This is a genomic window from Candidatus Eisenbacteria bacterium, from assembly GCA_016930695.1.
In the GTDB taxonomy this organism is placed as follows: domain Bacteria; phylum Orphanbacterota; class Orphanbacteria; order Orphanbacterales; family Orphanbacteraceae; genus JAFGGD01.
This window is the reverse complement of record JAFGGD010000041.1, coordinates 1-16,348: the sequence shown is the minus strand read 5'-3', so window position 1 is coordinate 16,348 and position 16,348 is coordinate 1. Positions and strand designations below refer to the sequence as shown.

The following is a 16,348-nucleotide window of genomic DNA, read 5'->3' as shown; positions in this document are numbered from 1 at the left end:
TCAGCGGAAAACCTGCTCCGTCTCGCGCCTGTATTCCGCGGCCGCGACGCCGTCCCCTCTCGCCTCGGCCATTTCGGCGGCGGTGCGATACAGAAGCCACCTTTCCTCGGCCGGATAGGTGTGCGTCTCTTCGTATTCCCCGCGTTCCTCGATGAACACGTAAAGGGGCGGCACGGAGCGCTCCACTCCCGAGAGGATCGGCGCGAGCAGGCTCTCGGCACGAACGGCCTCCCCCTCGGCGACCAGCGTGTGGCCGAGAAGAATCCGGATCAGGTCGTCCTGCGGTTTCCGGCCGGCCGCCTCCTCCAAAAGGCGGCGCGCCTCCTCCCAATCGCCGAGGTAGATCGCCAGAAGCCCGGCCGCCGCCGCCGCGTCGGAGTTCGTCGGCTCCAAAAGACGCGCCTCTTCGATTTGCGTCTCCGCCTCGTCGAAGCGCCCCTCGCGAATGAGAAAGCGCGCGTAATCGGCGCGCAGCTCCGCGATCCCGTTGCGGCCGAGCAATGCGCGCCCGAAGAAACGATCCGCCTCTTCCTCGTCGCCGGCGAGACCGTGCGCCTCGCCCGCCCCCCAGAGAGCCTCCGGGTCGTCACGCCGGTATTCGAGCACCCACCGGAACGACTCCTGCGCTTTTCGGAGATCGCCCCGGCCGAGATACGCCCGGCCGAGCGCCGATTCGATCCTCGCCTTTTGGTCCCGATCCACTTTTTCGCGGGCGCGGAGGAGCACGGCGATCCTCTCCGACCAGGAACCGGTCTTGAGAAAGACGGCCCGCGCCTGCTCGAGCCAGGGACCCGCCGAACCGCCGTGGGCGCGTGTCGCGTCCATCGCCGCCTTTTCCGCCCCCTCCGGATCGCCGGTCACGGAGCGGGTGTAGGCGAGGGCCGAGAGCGCCGTCTCGTCCTTCGGTGAGCGGGCGAGCGCCTTCTCGAGGAGGGGGAGCGCCTCACCCGCGAGCCCCGACTCCAGCCGGTCGTAGGCGGCGGCGGTCAGCGCCGGGACGCGGTAACGCGCGATCGCCGTATCCGCCGCGATCCCCGCGATGAGCGCCGTCAGCTCCGGGTCCATCTCCTCCAAACGCTCCCGCAAAATCTCCCGCGTGTCGTAACGGTCCCGCCGCGGGCTGGCGAGAGAGTTCATCCCCTCGGCGAAATACTCCCACACGCTCGATCCCTGATAGCGGGACACGAAGACCCGTTCCCCGGCCGCCTCGCGCTCCTTCGCCCGACGGTAGGCCTCCTCGATTCGCCGTTTCTCCTCCGGCGTCAGCACGTGGTGCACCTGGTGGGTCAGCTCGTGCAGCACCGTGTTGTACTTTCCGAAGACGTTCCTTTCCACGTCCTCCAACCCGGTGACGGTGTGAAACCCGCCGCAACCCCGCACGTCGTCCCACAGGCGCGAGTCGTACTCGATGCGGCGATCCCGGAGAACCGCCTGCCGGGGCGCCTCGGAGAGCTTTTCATAGAGAGGCTTGACGTAAAAAGTAGCCCCCGCCTCGGCGAGCACGGGAACGAAACGCGCCCAGGGCGCGACGCTCAGGGCGACCCTCTTCCGGTGCCGCGGCGACAGGGACTCATAATTCACGACAAAAGAATCGATGCCGGGAATCTCCGGCTCCGGCGTCTCGGCGAACTCTCTCTCGTAGGCGTCCCGCCCGGGATTCGCCCGGAGGCGTTTCCACTCCATCGCCTTGGCGAAGCCGTTGTGGGCGCGGCCGTGCTCCGGGCAGCGTTCCAGCGCCGCCGCGAACCGGGCGATCGCCGAATCCGGCTCTCCCTCTTCCCAGAAGAGCGAGCCGAGGAGGATCTCCGGCTCGGCGAGCTCGGGGTGGTTCGCGCGGAAAGCGATCAGCCGCCCGCGCGCCCGGTCCTTCTCGCCGGAGGCGAGTTGCGCGCGGATCGAGTCGAGGGAGGCGCGCGCCGCCGGGTCGGGGAACGCCTCCGGGCGCGACGCTTCGAGGTCGGTGTAGTTCAGGCGCGCGTAACCGTTGCCCAAGAAGTAGTGCGCCTTCTCGCTCCATGGATTCCAGAGAAGGGTCTCCTCGGCGAGGGCGATCGCCTCGCCCGTCTCGCCGAGACGGACGAGCACGCGAACCGCCTCCTCCAAGCACGCGGGGGACGGGGAGCCCGCCTCCAGCGTCCGTTTCGCCAGATCGAGCGCTTCGTCGAAGTCGTTTCTTCCGTAGGCGACCCGCATCAGTCCGGCGAGAGCGGCGACCCCTTCTTCCGGCCGGCGGGCTACGGCGAGCGCCTCCTCGTACTCCTCCTCCGCTCGATTCAGTTCATGAAGGGCGAGACGGAGGTCGCCCCGGCCGATCCGCGCCGCCGCGCCGCCGGGGAGCCTCTTCAGGCGGGCCGTGGTCGCAGAATCGACCGCCTCCCAGTCCTCGGTCGCCTCCAGGATCTCCAGGCGGAGGAGGAAAGCCTCTCCCCAAGACGGATCGATCCCTTCCGCTTCCTCGATCCGCGCGCGGGCCTCTCCGAAATCGTGCCGCCCCAGGGCGAGCCGGGCGAGGAGAAGCGCTCTCTCCATCTCGTCTTTCCGGGTCGCCGGCGCGTGGGCTGCGATCCACGTCGCGGCCTCTTCTCTTCGGCCCGCGTCGATGAGCGACCGGGCGCGCTCCCACGTCCCGGCGGAGTCCCTTTCCGCTCGGGCGACCAACGCCTCCCGCGCATCCCGCACGGTTTTCAGGAGCCCCGTCTCTCCCGACGCGGGCGCGGCGATAAGGATCGACAGAAAAGCCAGCAAACGAAGCCGCATAGAAGAAAAACCCTCCGTGGGGTCGAATAGGGGCGATGGGATACGTCATTCCCGGCCGCGCCGGCCGGGAGGGCGCGGATCGCTCCGAGCATACGGAAAGAAAGCCCGGCGGGCAAGGCGCCTTCGTCAATCCTCCCCGGCGTCTTTTCGCGCGGCCGACAGGGCGATACGGGCGAGCAAGGCCGCCACGCCGAGAAAGAGAAGGATCGAGAGCGCGTTCGACTCGACCACGGTGATCGGGAGCGTGTTCTGGCCGAGGAAGAAGATCGCCGTCGCGAGCAGCACGCCGGTTACCGCCTCGCCGGCGACGAGACCGGAGGCGAAGAGGAGACCGCGGTTCTGGGCGCGCGCCGCCGCCCCTTCGCCGCGCGCGGCCGCGCGCCGCGCCACGGCGAGGCTCACCAGCCCGCCGAGGAGGATCGGCGTGGAGAGGGAGAGGGGGAGATAGATCCCCACCGCCACCGGCATGATGTGGGCGCGGAAACGCGCGCCCCGCGCCTTGAGCGCCAGGTCCACGGCGATGATGACGACGCCGATCGCCGCGCCGCTCATGATCATCCCCCAGGGAAGGCGCCCGCCGCCGAAAACGGTCTGCGTCAGGTTGGCGAAGAGTGTCGCCTGCGGCGCGCGCAGCTGATCGCCGATCCCGTAGGCGGTGTGGAGCACCGTCAGAATGGGCGCGATGATGAATGCCGGGACGATCGCGCCGGCGACCTGGCACCACTGCTGCTTCCACGGTGTCGCGCCGACCAGATAGCCGGTCTTGAGATCCTGGCTTACGTCGCCGGCGGTGCAGACGGCGCAGCAGACCACGCCCGCGATGCCGAGCACCGCCACGATCCCCGCGGCGCCGCTCATGCCGAAAAGAAGCATCACCGCGCAGGCGAAGAGGACCGTGCAGATCGTCATCCCCGACACCGGATTGTTCGAACTCCCGACGAGACCGACGATGTAGCTCGACACGGCGACGAAGAAGAAGGCGGAGACCGTCATCACCAGCCCCGCCGTAATCCCCACCGTCCAGCTTCCGGCGAGCCGCACGTAGAGCCCGAAGAGGAAGGGGAGGACGAGAAGAAGGAGGAGTCCGATCTCGCGCATGGGAATGTTCTTTTCGGTCCGCGTCTCCACGCCGCCGCCGCCGATCCCGACGCCCCCCAGCCCTCCGGCGATCCCTTTCCGGATGCCGTGGCGCACGTTCACGATCGACCAGACGCCGCCGACGATCATCGCGCCGACGCCCAGATAGCGGATCTGCGTGTCCCAAACGTCGTTGGCGTATTCGACGAGATCGATTCCGGCCGGGAGGCCGTGGATCGCCGCGTAAACCGGGATGGCGACGAGCCAGGCGACCGCGCCGCCCAGGAACACCAACGCCGCCACGTTGGGGCCGACGATGAAACCGACGCCGAGTAGCGCCGGCGACATATCACTTCCCATGTAAACCAAATTATCCCGAATCCGGAGCGCCCCCTCCACCGTCCCCTTCACGAAGGAGACGCCGTCGATGAGGACCTTGAAGAAGACGCCGAGCCCCATGGCGGCGAAGACCGTCTTCATCCCGCCGCCGCCGCGTTCTCCCGCTTCGAGCACCTCCGCGCAGGCGAGTCCCTCCGGATAGATCAGCTCCTTCTCCTCCACGATCAGCGCCCGCCGGAGGGGAATCATGAAGAGCACGCCGAGGAGCCCGCCGAGCGCCGCGATCATCGTCACCGGCCAATAGCGGAAGCCGTGCCAGGAGCCGGTCAGCACGAGCGCGGGAACGGTGAAGATGATCCCCGCCGCGAGCGATTCGCCCGCCGAGGCGATGGTCTGGACGATGTTGTTCTCCAGAATGGTGCCGCGCCGGAGGACGCCGCGGAGAATCCCCATGCTGATCACCGCCGCGGGGATCGACGCGGAGACGGTCATCCCGGCGTAGAGGCCGAGGTAGGTGTTGGCGGCGGTCATCACCAGCCCGAGGAGCAGGCCGAGCCCGATCGCGACGGCGGTCGCCTCGGGGATGCGCTTTTCCGGCGGGACGAAGGGTGTGAAGGTCTCCTGCGGCACGGTCCGTTCCTCCGTGGGGTCTCGGGGCGTGTGGGGGGACGAAGCGATCCTAATGGTCGCCCACGGCTCGGGTCAACCGGCGCTCCGGGCTAAATCCACCTCTTCCGCCGGAACCAGGCGAACATGCCTCCGCCGAGAAGGATGACGGCGACCCAGAAGATCGGATAGCTCCAGCGCCAGCCCAGCTCCGGCATGTGCTCGAAATTCATCCCGTAGATGCCCGCCACGAAAGTGAGGGGGACGAAGATCGTCGCCGCAATGGTCAACACCTTCATCACTTCGTTCATCCGGTTGCTCATGCTGGAGAGGTAGAGGTCCTGCAGCCCCGACAGGATGTCCCGGAGCGACTCGACGCCGTCCGCCACCTGCACGGTGTGGTCGTAGAGGTCGCGCAGGAAGATCCCCGTGGTCTTGCGGACCAGCTTCGTTTCGGTTCGCTCCATGGCCGACGCGAGTTCCCGGAGAGGGAAGGTCGCCCGGCGGAGGAGGATCATCTCGCGCTTCAGCTCGTGGATGGACTGCAGCGTTTCGGGGTCGGGGTTCTCCACGAGCCTCTCCTCGATCTCCTCGATCCGTTCGCCGAAAACCTCGAGGACCACGAAGTAGGCGTCCACGGCCGCGTCGAGGAGGGCGTAGGCGAGATAGTCGGCTCCCAGACTGCGGGAACGCCCCTTTCCGCGACGGAGCCTCTCCCGTACGGGCCCGAAGACGTCCCCTTCCCGTTCCTGAAAGGAGATCACCCAGTTCGGCCCGAGCAGAAGGCTGACCTGTTCCGAGCCGAGGCGGCTCTCTCCCTCGTCCAAAGAGAACATGCGGAAAACCGCGTAGATATAGTCGCCGTGATCCTCCATTTTGGGGCGCTGCCCGGTGTTGACGATGTCCTCCAGAACGAGGGGATGAATGCCGTAGCGCTCGCCGATCGCCCCGAGCACCGCCGTGTCGTGGAGGCCGATCACGTCGATCCAGAGAATGCCGGCGCCGCCGGCTTCGGCGAGGGCGCCCTCGAGGGTCGCCTCGTCGTTCTCGTCGAACCGCTCCTTGTCGTACCGGATCGTACGGATCCGTACGCGTTCCACTTTTTTCTCACCGAGGTAGGCGACGGTCCCCGGCGAGAGGGCGGCCCGCTCGGCGGTCCGGCGGAAAAGGCGGCTCACGGCCGCGCATCCTTCGGGGGGGCTCCCTTCCGCGATCGGCGGCGGACGATGGGGGGAACGAGAAGCCCCAGCAGGAAACCGATGCAGAGCAGCAAAAGGACGAGAACGATCAGCGACATCTCCAGCTGCCAGAAGAGAACGTGAAAGGCGCAGACGGCGGTGTTCTGCAGGAGAATGACCAAAGCCAGGGCGAGAAGCACGAGCAACAGGATCACCCGGATTCGCATCGTAAACCCCCTTTTCGGGGCGGAACGCCCCTCCGCCGCCAGTATTCCGGGAATGGAGGGGCGTGGCAAGAGCTTTTAAATCGAGGCCATTCCACAATTGACGAAATACAAATATATGCTAAGATGTTCTTGAGTAAAACGGTTCGCTTTCCTGTCTTCGTCCCCCCCGGCGGGAGAGAGGGTGTTTCCGTGCGCTCCCCCGTTTTGTCGTTTGGTGCGGTACTGATTCTCACCGCTGTCGCTCATGCTTGCCCGCCCGCTCCCGCCAACCTGGAGGTCGTCGAAACGGGAGACGGTTGGGTCCGTCTCCGTTGGGACACCGAGCCGGACACCCGGATCATGGGATATCGCATCCGTTGGTCTTTGACTCCCTTCTCCCATCCGGTTCAAACGGACTGGAACGGTTATTCCGCCGCTTTCACCTTCAGCACCGACGACGGCTGGAAGGACAACCTCGTCTACGCGGAACTCTTCGATCGGTACGACCGGGCTTTCACCGTATTCGCCATCGCCGATCGGATCGACTGGGAGGAGTGCCTGAGCGCCGCGGATCTGAACTCCTTGCACGGTCGCGGGCACGAGATCGCTTCCCATACGGTCAGCCATCCGCCCCTCACCCGGAACACCGCTTTCACGATCCAATACCTCGGCGGCAAGCCGTCCTGTACCCTGGCGGTCTCCGGGGAGAGGTTGCAGACCCGTCCCGGAGGAACGATCGATCTCGATTTTGATCTCACCGATCCTTCCGTCGCCTATTTAGACATGCTTGTCGATTCCATCGCCGTGCGCCCCGGGTACACGTGCGTCCTCGACCACTACGCCGCCCGGACGAATTACTGCGAGTCCCGTTACTTAAAGGAGGTCTGCGGAGAGGATATCGCCTGCACCCCCTATCAGGCGCTCACGAAGAAGGGCTGCGACTCCGCCGCTCTGCGGTCCCAGATCGAAGACTCCAAGGCTTTCTATGAAGGGGTCATCTGCGACACCGCTTATCGTTGCCGGACTTTGGCCTACCCCTATTTCGCGCATGATCAGCGCGAGATGAACGCCCTCATGGAGGGGGGCTATCTCGGCGCGCGAGACGGGAACATCGGCTTCTACCCGGGCGGGCCGCCCGTCGATCCGTCGCGTCTGGGAGGCATCAGCGTCTACCAGGCGCCTCTTGCATGGGGAAGGCCCAACAACGATATGGACGAGGATTCCACCCGCGCCAAGGTCAGAACCAGAATCGCCTCTTGGAAGAGGGACGGGGAGTGGGCGAACTGGTTTTGCCACACCCTTGAAGAATTGGACTCGGTTCACGTCGACTGGATTCTCGACGAGATAGTCGCCGACGGCGGCGTCTGGGTGGCTCCCTTCGGTGAAGTGGCCGAGTATGTGCGGCGGTATCACGTAACGGTGGAGAATCCGGCGGAGGAAGGAGGGAAGCCCTCGCCCTCTATGTCCGCGGTACTCGGCGGGCTGCCGAGGGGCGCCTTCATCGCCGCGGTGGTCGTGGCCTATGAGTCGGGAGGCGCGGAAAGCGGCTGGTCGAACGAGGTCACTTTCTACGCCACGGACGACTCGATAGTCTCCGTCGCCTCGGGGAGTTCCACCGGCCTGTCCGCTCCGCCCCATCTGCGGATTCTGCCCAATCCGGCCAATCCTCGTACCATGATCCGTGTGCGCACCGACGAGCCCGGACCGGCGCAGATCGCGATTCTGAATGTCCGTGGAGAGACGGTGATCGAGCTTTTCGATGGATCGCTTCCCGCGGGCGTTCGAGATCTGGAGTGGTGCGGTTGCGATCAATGCGGTCACCAGGCCTGCTCCGGTCTCTATTTCTGCCGCTACTGTTCGGCCCGTCACCCGACCGAGGTGCGGCGCATCGTGCTTCTTCGCTGATCGTCTTCCGCGCCGCGCAAAAGCCCGCGGCTTTTCGAGACGGCGTTATCCCGGCCCGCATCATCGCCCGCTTTTCCATTCGCGGGGCGGCTGCTAGACTCGGATCATGATCGAAGCACGAACGCAGATCCGGACGGTGGTCCTCTCCTCGCTCCTCCTCGCCGGGATCGGTTGGGCGGCGGCGGGCGCGGGGGTGTGGGCGGTCGAGACGGTCCGGCAAGGCTTCGTCGCCGCCGGGCATTCCTACCTGGCGATCTGGACGGGCGCGCGGATTTACGCGAGGCTTCTGCCGATGATCGGCGCCGCGGGCGTCGCGCTCGCCCTCGTCGTCCTCGCCGCCCGCCTCCTCCCGGAGCGCCGCCGCCGCCCGGTATTGATCGCGATCGTCGCCGCGGCAACTCTCGCCGCGCTACTCGTCTTCGGCTACCGTCTCAACCGTTTCACTCTTGTCGGGTTTTGGAAAGGTGTCCGGAACGCGGGCGCCCTCCCCGGCGCGACGGAAACGCTCCGCGTGCTCGCCGCGAACGCCGGGCTCGCGGCGCTCGTTCTCTTTCACGGCCTTCTGATCGCCCGCCGCGCCGTCGCTCTCGCCGCCTCGCCGCCCCGCCCCGCCCCCTGGGTCCGCCGCGTCGCCCCCGCCGCCCTCGCGATTCCCCTTCTCGTCCTCGCCGGCGCGCGCTTCCTCCGCCCCTCCCCGGAGGGACCGAACGTGCTCGTCATCGCGCTGGACACGGTGCGGCAGGATCACCTTACTTCCTGCGGCTATCCCCGAGAGACGGCGCCCCATCTCGCCCGCCTCGGCAAAGAGGGCGTCCTCTTCGCGCGTACGCTCTCCCAGGCGCCCTGGACGCTCAGCAGTTTCGCGTCGATCCTCACGGGTCTTTACCCCTCCACGCACGGGGCTTACATCGGCACCGAACGGAGACTGCTCACACGGGACCACGTCCCCTACCTCGGGAAGCGCGCGTCCACGGCGGCGGAGGTTTTCAAGAACGGCGGTTACGCCACCGCCTGCGAGGCGACCAACACCTATCTTCGCTTCGGACTGGAGCAGGGCTACGATCACGCCCGCGTGGAACTGCGCGGCGCCGGGGAGGTGACCGACGCCATGCTCGACTGGCTGGGTGCCAACGCCGGCCGCCCCTTCTTCGCCTTCCTCCATTTCAACGACGCCCATGGTCCGGGCCGCACCCCCGAGCCATACGACCGGCTTTTCCCGACCGGCGACGAAAGGGAGCATACCGGCGACGAGAGGTGGCGCTGGCTCTTCACCGGCGGCGAGGAATTGGAGGGAGAGGCATTCCGCGCCTTCCGGGAACACAAGACCGCCCTTTACGACGGAAGCATCCGTTACATCGACGCCGAGATCGGCCGCGTGCTGGATTGGCTGGAGAGGCGCGATCTCGCCGATCGAACCGTGGTGGTGGTTCTCAGCGACCACGGCGAGGAGTTCTGGGAGCACGCCGGCGCCGAGAAAGAGGTGTACGACGACCCGCGCGGCTTCTACGGCGTCGGCCACGGCCACACCCTCTTCGATGAACAGCTCCGCCTCTTCCTCCTGATCCGCGGTCCCGGCGTCCCGGTGAACCGCGTGATCCCCAACCAGGTGCGCGCCATCGATCTCGCGCCCACTCTTTTCGAAATCGCCGGCCTGGGCGCGCCGCGGGGCGTGGAGGGACGAAGCCTCCTCCCGGTGTGGGAGGGACGGGAGCGGGAGGACCGGCCCGCGCTTGCGGAGGCGATCATTTTCGGCTCGGACAGGAGGGCGGTGATCCGGGACGGTTACAAGTACGTCTTCTCGCCCGACGAGCCGCATCTTCTCTACGACCTCGACGCCGACCCCGGCGAGACGCGCAACCTCATCGGCTTGGAAACGGACCGGGCGGCGGCGCTCTTCACCGAGCTGGAAGCGTATATGGAGAAACACCCGCGCGGGGAGGAGAGCGTCCGGTCCGGCATCGACGAGGAGACCTTCGAAGAGCTTCGCGCACTCGGCTACGTCGACTAATCAGACGCATCGGCTTCCGCAAACTCCCCGTTCGCGCTACACTGGTCGCGTTCATCGATAATCAACCGGGAGAACAAGGAATGAGCGAAGACGTTTTCGTCCACGAAAAGGGAATTTGCGAGAGCGACCGGGTCGGCAAGGGGACGCGTGTCTGGGCGTTCGCGCACGTGATGAAGGGGGCGGTGGTCGGCGAGCATTGCAACATCGGCGAGTGCAGCTTCGTCGAGGGAGGCGCGGTGATCGGGAACCACTGCACCATCAAGAACGGCGTGTCGGTGTGGGAGAAAGTCACCCTCGAGGACTACGTGTTCCTCGGGCCGAACGCGGTGCTCACCAACGACATGCTCCCCCGCTGCCGCGTGAAGAAGGGAACCGAGGGGTTCCTGCCGACGCTCCTCCGGGAGGGAGCCACGGTGGGGGCGAACGCCACCATCGTCTGCGGCGTCACCATCGGGCGGAACGCCATGATCGGCGCCGGCGCGGTGGTCACCCGAGACGTGCCGGATCACGGCCTCGCCTTCGGCAACCCGGCCCGCGTGCGGGGGTGGGTGTGCGAGTGCGGCGTCCGTATGGATCCGGGAACACCCTGTTCCTGCTGCGGCAAGCTCTACAAAGTGGAGGGAGACCGGATCGTCGAGGCGTGAACCCCGCCGCCGCTCCCTCTCCCCGATGCGTTCCGCGGACCGGTCTCCCCGGCGCCGGCCGTCCGTGCAAGGAGAACGACGTGAACCGAATCCACAGACCGCGCCGCGCCGCTTTTCTTCTTCTCGCGGCGCTCCTCTTTCCGATCGCCGCGTCCTCCTTCGACGAGGAGAGGGCGATGGCGATCATCGGCCGGATCTCCTCCGACGAGTTCCGCGGGCGAAAGAGCGGGACGCCCGACGGCCGAAGGATCGAGGAGTTCGTCGCCGCGCGTTTCGAGGAGTGGGGACTCGTGCCGGCCGGCGGCGACGGGACCTTCTTCCATCGCCATCCCATGCTCGTCACCGTGGAGGAAGCCGCTTCGATGGAGATCCTGGACCGATCCTTCGGCGTTCCGTCCGTCCTGTTGCCGGGACACGACTTCACGGTGATCCAGAACTCGGGGAGCGGCGAAGTCACCGCCGAGGTGGTCTTCGTCGGCCACGGCCTCTCCGATCCGGCGCGGGAGTGGGACGATTACGCCGACACGGACGTGCGCGGCAAAATGGTGCTGATCCACCGGGGCCATCCGGAGAACGGCTACGACTGGGAGCGCGCTTCGGGGCGGGACTCCACACTCACCGAGGCGCGCCGCCGGGGCGCCGCCGCCGTCCTCTGGTATCAGCGCGCGCTGCCGATCTTCGGCGCCACCATACCGATCGGCGTGTACGATCCGGCGCTCCCCCTCGCCTACGTCGGGGATCGCGTCGTCGATCTGCTTCTGCAGAACACCGGGTACGATCACCAGCGTTACGAGAACGAACTGAAAAAGGGGCCGGTCCCCCTCGCGACGGGGAAGAAGATCCGTTTCTCGGCGAGGGTCCGCCGCCTGCCCGGCGGAGAGGCGCGCAACGTGGCGGGGCTCGTTCCCGGCGCCGATCCGATTCTCTCGAGAGAGATCGTCATCATCGGCGGCCACATGGACCACGTGGGGGCCAACGCCGAGGGGGTGATCTACAACGGCGCCGACGACAACGCTTCCGGCTCGGCGACGGTAATGGAGCTGGCCCGTTCCTTCGCGGCGGCGGGAGAGCGCCCGGCGCGCACCCTGCTCTTCGTCACCTTCGCCGGCGAGGAGCAGGGACTGATCGGGTCGCACGCCTTCGTCGACGATCCGCCCGTCGATTTGGACGACGCGGTGTTGATGATCAACTTCGACATGGTGGGGCAGGGGAACGGACGGTCCGGAATCGGCGGGGGCGAGTATTACCCCGAGGTCCTCGCCGCCTTCCGGAGGGGCCTCGATCCGGAGGCCGCCGAGTCCCTCTCCATCGGGCTCGCCTGGGGCGGTATGTCGAGCGACCACGGGCATTTCCGGCGCGCCGGCATCCCCGTGGGGAACGTCTGGACCGAGGGAGGGCACCGCTTCTACCACACGCCGCAGGACGACGCCGATTGGATCGACACGATCGCCGTGGGCGGCGCGGGGCGGACGGCGGAGCGATGGATTCGTTTCGTCGCCGATTGGCCGGAGCCGCTTCGGGCCGAACATCGCGCGGGGCGCTCGTTCCTCTACGCGTCGACGCAGGTCGATTGGGATGGGCGGGTCGAGGGAGCCCCGCCCGGTTACGTGAGGGGACTGGTCCGTTGGTTCGATGGGGAACAAGCCTCGTCCCCCGTTTTCCTCGACAGCGTCGGGGCGGTCACATTGCGCGCCGGGGAGGCCGATTCCATCGACCTCGCCGCCGGCCCCGCCGCGGCGCGGTCCGCCTCGCGTCACGGCGCCCGCGCCTTGATGCTCGGCCTCCGCTCCGAAGAGAACGCCCCTCTCTCTCCCGAGCGCGCCGCGCTCCTCGGGCCGCTCGGCTTCGGTCTCGTTCGATGGGATGGGGCGCCGCCGGACACCGCCTCCGCCAGCGGCGCCGCGGAAAGGCTCGAAACACTCGCCGGAACCGGCGCCTGCCTCCTCGTCGACGCGGACCCGGAGTGGCCCGGTCTTCTTCCGGCGGGAGCGCGGGCGATCGTCCGCGTCGATCCGAACGACGGGGAGCGTCTCGGCGAACCGGCCCTCTATCCCCGCGGACGGGTTCTTTTCGTTCTCCGCATGGAGGGACCGTCCGATCCGGAGCGTGACGCTCGTCTGATTCACCGCCTCGGCCGCGACAGGGTGCTCCTCGATCTCGTCCCGTGGGTCGCCACCGGGGGTGAGGACGAGATCACGGCCTATCTGGAGGAGTTGGCGCGGATGGGACCGTTCGACCACGAAGGGATGACCGGTCTTCTGGGAGGGAATCTGGAGAGGATCTGAGCGCTTCGGGGAGACGAAAAAGCGAGGGGCCGCGGCGTGTTCCGTCGCGGCCCTTTCACATCGGCGGCGCGAGGCGTTCCTTTCGGAACGACGCCGGGATCACCGGCCGGATGGAATCTTCACGTCCCCGCCCGAAGGCGCGGGCGTCCATGCCGGCGCGGCGCGGTCCAGCTCATGGAAGCGTACCTCGATCCCGGCGAATGCCGCCTCCGCGTCCGCCGTTCCATTCTCTCGAAGCGCTCTCTCGAGGCGGAGCGCTTCGGCGGCGAGGGATCCCGCCGCCAGACCGAGCGCCCCCTCGCGGAGGGCGAGCGTCTCTGTCCGCGCGAGCGCATCATCCCGCGCGGCGAGCGCTTCGCGGATCCGGTTGATCCGATCGGCCAGATCGCCCATGCGCGTTCCCTCCGGCGCTTCATCCGTCCGAGGAGCGCGGCCCATCTCCTCCGGGACCGCTTGGGCGGTTTCCTGGAAAAGAAAGACGGGGGGGGAGGGCGGTCCGGAGAACGTCCCCCCATGAACCGTTCGGCCGGTTTCCTCCCGAGCCCCCATCTCTTTCTTCTTTTCTCCCGCCCTCGTTCGGTCTCCGCGCCGAAGGGCGCGGACCGTTTCCCCGTGAATCGCCCGTCCGTAGTCGCGCGCCTGATCGAGGGAATCGGCGCGAGAGATTCGGTCGGCGCACCCCAGGATCAGCTTCAACGTCTCTCGGATCTCACCGCCGCCGGCGCGCCTCGAGCGCTCCAGCATCGTCTCCGCGGGCGCGCGTTCGGGCGCCCGGGCATCCGACACCGCTACCCTCGTTGCTTCCCCCCGGCCCGGGCGTTCCCCGCGCGCCCCCCCCGTCTCCGGGGTTCGGGCGGCGCCTGCTTTTATCTCGTTCCGCTCCGTCTTCATCGGGTTCGTTCCCTCCCCGGACTCTCTCGGGGTCGGACCGCTCCGTTTCCGGATTCTTCCGGTTTTTCGTTCGTGGCGTATGGGGGGGATGTCGGGCTGGGTGCCGTGCGTTAATCAGATGATCTGCTTCCCGAAGTCGTTCCGAGTATCGGCGAAGGGCCCGGCGACTTAAGGAAAAAGAGCGATCCGCGCGAACGATCGATTCGGGCGTCCCGGAGCGTCTTTCCGCCGGGCGCGCCGGCGGGGGGCCTGGGATGGGGTCCCTTTCGCGGGCGCGGGACTTTTCCGCGTCCCATCAGGTACAATGACGGGGATCATCCCATCCGGTTCGATTCACCCACGCCTCGCGTCGAACCGGTCCGAACGCACACCCCCGGCCCGGCCCGGGATCGACGGAAAGGGGCGCCCGTGAGCGACGCGACGACGAACCCCCGGGAGCAGGAAGACAAAAAAACCTTCGGCCGGACCTATTGGATGCTGAACACGATCGAGATGTTCGAGCGTCTCGCCTACTTCGGTGTTCGGGCGGTGGTGCCGGTGTACATCATGCAGGCGGATGATCCCGGCGGCCTTCACTTCACCGCCGCGATGAAGGGGACCATTTACGCCTGGTGGTTTATCTTTCAATCCATTCTACCGACCTTCACCGGCGGCTACGCCGACCGCTACGGCTACAAGAAGACGCTCTTTTTCTCGGTGACGCTGAACATCGTCGGCTATCTGATGATGGCGAACCTGCGCACCTACACCGGGTTCTTCGCCGGAGTGATCGTGCTCGCGACGGGGACGGCGTTCTTCAAACCGAGCCTTCAGGGATCGCTCGCCCAGAATCTGACGAAGAAGAACTCTTCCGTCGGTTGGGGGATCTTCTACTGGGTGGTGAACATCGGCGCCGCCATCGGTCCCTTCATGGCGACGGCGGTACTCGGCGACCCGCACACCGCGAAGTCCTGGAACCATCTCTTCACGGCATCGGCGATCATCACCGCCCTGAACTACATCATGCTCTTCACCTTCAAGGACGTCTCCTCCGGCGCGGACAAGACGGAGAACGCGGCGCAGGTAATGGCGCGAACGCTGAAAAACATCGTGGAGCCGCGACTCGTCACCTGGCTCCTCATCATGTCCTGCTTCTGGCTGATGATGTACCAGCTTTGGGACCTGCATCCCAACTTCATCGAGGACTGGGTGGACAGCGCGGCGATCGCGAGGATCCTCCCCTTCGACCAATGGAGGATCGAAACGGCGCGGGGCGTGATGGTGCCGCAGCAGATCCTGCTCAACCTGAACGCGCTCTTCATCATCGCCTTCATGGTTCCCATCTCCTGGTTGGTGCGCCGGATGCGGGTGCTCCAGTGCATGGTGATCGGAATGACCGTGGCGACAATCGGCATCCTGGTCGCCGGGTTGACCGGTTACGGCTGGATCCTTCTTCTCGGGATCGTCTTTTTCTCCACCGGCGAGATGATGACCGGGCCGAAGAAGAACGAGTATCTGGGGCTGATCGCCCCTCCGGGGAAGAAGGCGCTCTACCTGGGTTATGTGAACATTCCCGTCGGGATCGGCGGGTTCGTAGGCTCCAAGATGGCGGGGTACCTGTACGGCAACTACGGCGAGAAGGCGACGCTCGCTCTGAAATACATCGCGGAGAAAGGACTGGTGCCGGGCGCCGGGAAATGGAACGGCGAAATCGCCACGCTGGAGGAGGCGGTCGGCATCGCACGGACGGACGCGATGGCCCGTTTCCAGGAGCTGACCGGGGTGGACGCGGTGCAGGGGACCCAACTTCTCTGGGACACCTACCGGCCGCATGTTCATGTATGGATCCCCTTCGCCTGCATCGGCGTGGCGGCGATCGCCGCGCTGGTGATCTTCAGTCAGATGGCGAAACGGTGGTCGGATATGGACGCCTAGGTCCGCGCGGATCCGGAGGATTTTCTACTGTGGCGACGGAGGAAGGGCTGCAAGGCCGCCTTTCCTTCGTCGCCTCCTCATCGTAGCGCAAGGGCTACGACTCCGGGGGCTCCTCGTCCAAGGCGGCCTTTCGCCTCTTCCCCCACCGCCTCGTCACGAAAATCCTCCGGATCCGCGCGGACGAGTAACCCTGATTTACATTGTCCTCGCGACGGAACGATCCCGCCGTCGCGGACCGTTCGGGGATGGGCGGCCTTTCGCCTCTTCCCCCACCGCCTCGTCACGAAAATCCTCCGGATCCGCGCGGACGAATAACCCTGACTTACATTGTCCTCGCGACGGAACGGGCGACTCGCCGTCGTTTCATTCCGTACGCGCCCCCGTACTCGAAGCGCGATCGAAATCCAAATCGAAATCGTTTTCTCCCTCTCCCGCTTGCGGGAGAGGGTGGGGGTGCCTTTCCTTCCCCCACCGGTCTCCCTTCGGGGCACGGTCCGGATGCTTCCGCATCCTCCCTCTTCTCGCTCGCCGACCCACC

10 protein-coding genes are annotated in these 16,348 nt (G+C 66.6%); 5 read left to right on the top strand and 5 right to left on the bottom strand.

Annotation, left to right across the window (positions count from 1 at the left end; translation table 11 throughout):
- From JW958_09820 to JW958_09805, 4 genes are all read right to left on the bottom strand, one after another.
- Positions 1 to 2,757, bottom strand: a complete 2,757-nt coding sequence (locus JW958_09820) for a tetratricopeptide repeat protein (GenBank protein MBN1826554.1) — start codon at positions 2,755 to 2,757, stop codon at positions 1 to 3.
- A gap of 126 nt (positions 2,758 to 2,883) precedes the next feature.
- A complete protein-coding gene (locus tag JW958_09815; protein ID MBN1826553.1) occupies positions 2,884 to 4,803 on the bottom strand; it encodes an oligopeptide transporter, OPT family in 1,920 nt (639 codons plus the stop codon).
- 89 nt (positions 4,804 to 4,892) lie between these two features.
- On the bottom strand, positions 4,893 to 5,957 hold the full coding sequence (gene corA, locus JW958_09810) for a magnesium/cobalt transporter CorA (protein ID MBN1826552.1): 1,065 nt from the start codon (positions 5,955 to 5,957) through the stop codon (positions 4,893 to 4,895).
- Positions 5,954 to 6,184, bottom strand: coding sequence for a DUF1049 domain-containing protein (locus tag JW958_09805; protein MBN1826551.1), 231 nt, complete (start codon positions 6,182 to 6,184; stop codon positions 5,954 to 5,956). Before JW958_09805 ends, corA begins: the two co-directional genes overlap by 4 nt.
- A 339-nt stretch (positions 6,185 to 6,523) precedes the next feature.
- On the opposite strand from JW958_09805, the gene JW958_09800 reads away from it, so the two are divergent.
- From JW958_09800 to JW958_09785, 4 genes are all read left to right on the top strand, one after another.
- Entirely contained in the window at positions 6,524 to 8,068 is a 1,545-nt protein-coding gene (locus JW958_09800; GenBank protein ID MBN1826550.1) for a polysaccharide deacetylase family protein, read from the top strand.
- A 106-nt stretch (positions 8,069 to 8,174) separates the two neighbouring features.
- The gene (locus JW958_09795; GenBank protein MBN1826549.1) at positions 8,175 to 10,076 is read left to right on the top strand and encodes a sulfatase; all 1,902 of its coding nucleotides are present in this window, start codon (positions 8,175 to 8,177) and stop codon (positions 10,074 to 10,076) included.
- Positions 10,077 to 10,156: 80 nt separating this feature from the next.
- Positions 10,157 to 10,720 (top strand): N-acetyltransferase, encoded by a 564-nt coding sequence (locus JW958_09790; protein ID MBN1826548.1) that lies wholly within the window; start codon positions 10,157 to 10,159, stop codon positions 10,718 to 10,720.
- An 80-nt stretch (positions 10,721 to 10,800) separates the two neighbouring features.
- A complete protein-coding gene (locus JW958_09785; GenBank protein MBN1826547.1) occupies positions 10,801 to 13,005 on the top strand; it encodes a M20/M25/M40 family metallo-hydrolase in 2,205 nt (734 codons plus the stop codon).
- A 99-nt stretch (positions 13,006 to 13,104) separates the two neighbouring features.
- On the opposite strand, the gene JW958_09780 is transcribed toward JW958_09785, so the two are convergent.
- Positions 13,105 to 13,749 carry a hypothetical protein gene (locus JW958_09780; GenBank protein MBN1826546.1) on the bottom strand — a complete coding sequence of 215 codons (645 nt, stop codon included), beginning with the start codon at positions 13,747 to 13,749 and terminating at the stop codon, positions 13,105 to 13,107.
- A 621-nt stretch (positions 13,750 to 14,370) separates the two neighbouring features.
- Between JW958_09780 and JW958_09775 the strand changes: the two genes are divergently transcribed.
- Positions 14,371 to 15,810: an MFS transporter gene (locus JW958_09775; GenBank protein MBN1826545.1), complete on the top strand. Its 1,440-nt coding sequence runs from the start codon at positions 14,371 to 14,373 to the stop codon at positions 15,808 to 15,810.
- Positions 15,811 to 16,348 lie beyond the last annotated feature (538 nt).